This is a genomic window from Treponema sp. R6D11, from assembly GCF_054786075.1.
The window spans coordinates 1-397 of record NZ_BDHD01001065.1 but is presented as its reverse complement, the minus strand read 5'-3'; the positions used below and the strand labels follow the sequence as shown (position 1 = coordinate 397).

The following is a 397-nucleotide window of genomic DNA, read 5'->3' as shown; positions in this document are numbered from 1 at the left end:
CGATATCTCCTGCGGTATGTTTTTAATCGTCAATACATTTTCAGTAACATCTTCACCAACAATTCCATCACCTCGAGTCGACGCCCTGATGATTTTTCCGTTATTATATTCTATAGATATCGAAAGCCCGTCAATCTTTGGCTCTACGACAAATTCTTCCCCCGCGTTATCATCAATAAATTTTTCCACCGCTTCATAATCAAAGACATCATTCAAACTAAGCATCGGAACCCCATGCTCAACTTTTGTGAACTTGCTGCTAGCCGCACCGCCAACCTTAACCGTCAAAGACTCCTCAGATTTATATTCCGGATGTTTTTCTTCTAGCTCGCGCAACTCACGCACTAATGAATCGTACTCGCTATCAGTAATCTCCGGTTCGTCGTTGTTGTAATAC

The 397-nt window shown here is 42.1% G+C and carries 1 protein-coding gene; it reads right to left on the bottom strand.

Annotated features, from left to right (window positions below; genetic code table 11):
• Positions 1 to 397, bottom strand: a 397-nt coding sequence (locus ACYVTD_RS17505; protein WP_461248902.1) for a DNA ligase LigA-related protein, incomplete at both ends; no start/stop codon positions are given.